Source organism: Arthrobacter sp. SPT-J7, assembly GCF_059089965.1.
This window is the reverse complement of sequence record NZ_JBNHFF010000280.1, coordinates 1-3748: the sequence shown is the minus strand read 5'-3', so window position 1 is coordinate 3748 and position 3748 is coordinate 1. Positions and strand designations below refer to the sequence as shown.

Sequence of the window (3748 nt, the reverse complement as noted above, 5' to 3'; positions counted from 1 at the left end):
CGCCGCCGGTTTGGTGGCGCTGCCGGGCATGGTGGACGTCCACACCCACCTGCGCGAGCCGGGCCGCGAGGACGCCGAGACCGTGGAGACCGGAACCCGCGCCGCTGCCCTGGGCGGCTACACCGCCGTGCACGCCATGGCCAACAGCACTCCCGTCGCTGACACCGCGGGCGTGGTGGAGCAGGTGTACAGCCTGGGCCAAAAGGCCGGCTGGGTGGACGTGCGCCCCGTCGGCGCCGTGACCGTGGGGCTCGCCGGTGAGCAGCTCGCCGAGCTCGGCGCCATGGCCGATTCCCGCGCCCGGGTCCGCATGTTCTCGGACGACGGCATCTGCGTCCACGATCCGGTCCTCATGCGCAGGGCGCTGGAGTACGTCAAGGCGTTCGACGGCGTGGTGGCCCAGCACGCGCAGGAGCCGCGGCTTACCGCCGGCGCCCAGATGAACGAGGGCGAAGTATCAGCGGTGCTGGGACTGGCCGGATGGCCGGCAGTGGCGGAGGAAAGCATCATCGCCCGGGACGTCCTGCTGGCCCAGCACGTGGGGTCCCGGCTCCACGTCTGCCACGTCTCCACGGCCGGCTCGGTGGAAATCATCCGGTGGGCCAAGGAACGCGGCATCAACGTCACGGCAGAGGTCACCCCGCACCACCTGCTGCTGACCGATGACCTGGTCCGCAGCTACGATCCCGTCTACAAGGTCAACCCGCCGCTGCGCACCGATGCTGACGTCCAGGCCCTGCGCGCCGGCCTCGCCGACGGCACCATCGACGTCGTCGGCACCGACCATGCCCCGCATCCCAGTGAGCACAAGGAATGCGAGTGGGCGCAGGCTGCCATGGGTATGACCGGGCTGGAGACCGCCCTGTCCGTAGTGCAGCACACCATGATCGAAACCGGCCTGATGACGTGGGCGGACTTTGCCCGGGTCACCTCCGCCGCCGCGGCAAAAATTGGCCGCCTGGAGGACCAGGGCCGGCCGCTGGAAGCAGGGGAACCCGCCAACGTCATCCTGGTAGACCCCGCCGCGCGCTGGACGGTTGAGCCTTCCCTGATGGCCACCATGGGCCGGAACTCGCCGTTCAAGGGCATGGAGCTGCCCGGCAAGGTTGTTGCCACGTTCTTCAAGGGTCACCCCACTGTCCTGGACGGCGCCCTCAACACCCCGTACCGGCACGCCGCTTCGCTGGGTGCCGCCTGATGGACACCCAGCTGCTCTCGCTGGTCATCACGCTGGCCCTCATCGCCGCAGCCTTCGGCCTCATCTGGCTGGGCTGGCGCAGCCGCCTGCGCCGCCAGGCCGACGTCGAACAGCTGCCTTCGGTGCCCGAGGCGCCGGGGGAGCCGCTCACCAGTGCCGAGGGGCAGTACGTCGCGTCCACCACCGGCGGAGACTGGCTGGACCGGATCGCAGTGCACTCCCTCGGCATCCGTACGAACGCCACGCTCGAGGTCTACGCGCACGGCGTCCTTTTTGACCGGGCAGGGGCACCGGCGCTGTACATCCCCGCGGCTTCCCTCACCGGGGTGCGGCTGGACAGCGGCATGGCCGGCAAGTTCGTGGAAAAGGACGGCCTCCTGGTCCTGGCGTGGATGCACGGCAGCCACGAGCTGGACACCGGCTTCCGGACCCGCCGCGCAGAGGACAGGAACGTGCTTTTCGCAGCACTTCAGGAATTGATTTCTTCGGCCCCCGCGGCCGATGCCAATAGTGGAAAGTAAGACAGTGACAACAAACACAGCAGTATCGGCCCCAGTTTCCGCTCCAGCTGCGCTGGTGCTCGAGGATGGCCGCATCTTCCGCGGACGCAGCTACGGCGCCACTGGAACGGCCCTGGGCGAGGCCGTCTTCGCCACCGGCATGACCGGCTACCAGGAAACCATCACGGACCCCTCCTACGCCCGCCAGCTCGTGGTCCAGACCGCCCCCCACATCGGAAACACCGGGGTGAACAACGACGACGCCGAGTCCCGCCGCATCTGGGTGGCCGGCTACATCGTCCGCGACGCCGCCCGCCGCCCCTCCAACTGGCGCTCGGAGCGGTCGCTGGACGAGGAGCTGGTGGACCAGGGGATCGTGGGCATCCAGGGCGTGGACACGCGGGCCATCACCCGCCATCTCCGCGAGCACAAAACCATGCGGGCGGGCATCTTCTCCGGCGAAGCCGCGCAGGCCACCGATAAGGAGCTGGTCGACGCCGTGCTCGCCAGCGCTCCCATGGAAGGCGCACGCCTCGCCGAGGAAGTCAGCGTTGACGAGGCATACGTGGTGGAACCGAAGGACCACGGCTGGGACGGCGAACCCCGCTTCAGCATCGCCGCCGTCGACCTTGGCATCAAGGCCATGACACCCGTCCGGTTCGCCGAGCGCGGCGTCCGGGTCCATGTGCTGCCTGCCACCGCCACCCTGGAAGACGTCAAGGCCGTCAACCCGGACGGCTTTTTTATGTCCAATGGCCCCGGCGACCCCGCCACGGCCGACGCCCAGGTCAAGCTGCTCCGCTCCGTCCTGGACGAAAAACTGCCCTACTTCGGTATCTGCTTCGGCAACCAGATACTGGGACGTGCGCTGGGCTTCGGCACCTACAAGCTGCGCTACGGCCACCGCGGTATCAACCAGCCCGTGCTGGACCGCCGCACCGGCAAGGTGGAAATCACCTCCCAGAACCACGGCTTTGCCGTGGACGCACCGCTCGACGGCGCAACCCAGGCTCCCGAGGAACGGTACGGCCGCGTCGAAGTCAGCCACGTCAGCCTGAACGACGACGTGGTGGAAGGCCTGGCCTGCCTGGACATCCCCGCCTTCTCCGTCCAGTACCACCCTGAGGCAGCGGCCGGACCGCACGACGCCGCCTACCTGTTTGACCGCTTCATCGAGCTGATGGACGGAACCCGGGACGGCAGGACTGCCAACCTGTCCAAGGACCCCGTGGACTCTGCGCACCCCGCTGGGGCGGACAACACAGGCGCCGAACACAAAAACGACAACAAGACTGAGGACAAGAAGTAATGCCGAAACGTACAGATCTCAAAAGCGTCCTCGTCATTGGTTCGGGCCCGATCGTCGTCGGCCAGGCCGCGGAGTTCGACTACTCCGGCACGCAGGCGCTGCGCGTCCTGAAGGAGGAGGGCCTGCGGGTCATCCTGGTCAACTCCAACCCGGCCACCATCATGACCGACCCGGAGTTCGCTGACGCCACCTACATCGAACCCATCACACCTGAGGTGGTGGAGAAGATCATCGCCAAGGAACGCCCGGACGCCGTGCTGCCCACCCTGGGCGGCCAGACAGCCTTGAACACGGCCATTGCCCTGGACAAGAACGGCGTCCTCGAGAAGTACAATGTGGAGCTCATCGGGGCCAACATCGCCGCCATCGAACTCGGCGAGGACCGCGAGAAGTTCAAGGGCGTGGTGGAGCGCTGCGGCGCCGAATCGGCCCGCAGCCACATCATCCACACCATGGACGAGGCCCTGAAGGCCGCCGATGACCTCGGCTACCCCATGGTGGTCCGCCCGTCCTTCACCATGGGCGGACTCGGCTCGGGCCTCGCCTATAACGAGGACGACCTCCGCCGCATCGTGGGCCAGGGCCTGCAGTACAGCCCCACCAGCGAAGTGCTGCTCGAAGAGAGCATCCTCGGCTGGAAGGACTACGAGCTCGAAATGATGCGGGACAAGAACGACAACGTCGTGGTGGTGTGCTCGATTGAGAACTTCGACCCGGTGGGCGTGCACACCGGCGACTCGA

At 67.5% G+C, this 3748-nt stretch carries 4 protein-coding genes; all 4 read left to right on the top strand.

What is annotated here, in order from left to right; translation table 11 throughout:
* On the top strand, positions 1–1198 hold a 1198-nt coding region (locus AC5RWX_RS31330), incomplete at its 5' end, for a dihydroorotase (RefSeq protein WP_494100093.1).
* Positions 1198–1719, top strand: a complete 522-nt coding sequence (locus AC5RWX_RS31325; protein WP_494100092.1) for a PH-like domain-containing protein — start codon at positions 1198–1200, stop codon at positions 1717–1719. The genes AC5RWX_RS31330 and AC5RWX_RS31325, both read left to right, overlap by 1 nt.
* Positions 1700–3007: a glutamine-hydrolyzing carbamoyl-phosphate synthase small subunit gene (gene carA / locus AC5RWX_RS31320; RefSeq protein WP_494100091.1), complete on the top strand. Its 1308-nt coding sequence runs from the start codon at positions 1700–1702 to the stop codon at positions 3005–3007. The genes AC5RWX_RS31325 and carA overlap by 20 nt, the downstream gene beginning before the upstream one ends.
* On the top strand, positions 3007–3748 hold a 742-nt coding region (locus AC5RWX_RS31315), incomplete at its 3' end, for a carbamoyl phosphate synthase preATP-grasp domain-containing protein (protein ID WP_494100090.1). The genes carA and AC5RWX_RS31315, both read left to right, overlap by 1 nt.

Excerpts from the sequence above, each read along its gene's own strand:
- AC5RWX_RS31325 (WP_494100092.1), top strand. The coding sequence starts at position 1,198 with ATGGACACCCAGCTGCTCTCGCTGGTCATCACGCTGGCCCTCATCGCC.
- carA (WP_494100091.1), top strand. The coding sequence starts at position 1,700 with ATGCCAATAGTGGAAAGTAAGACAGTGACAACAAACACAGCAGTATCG.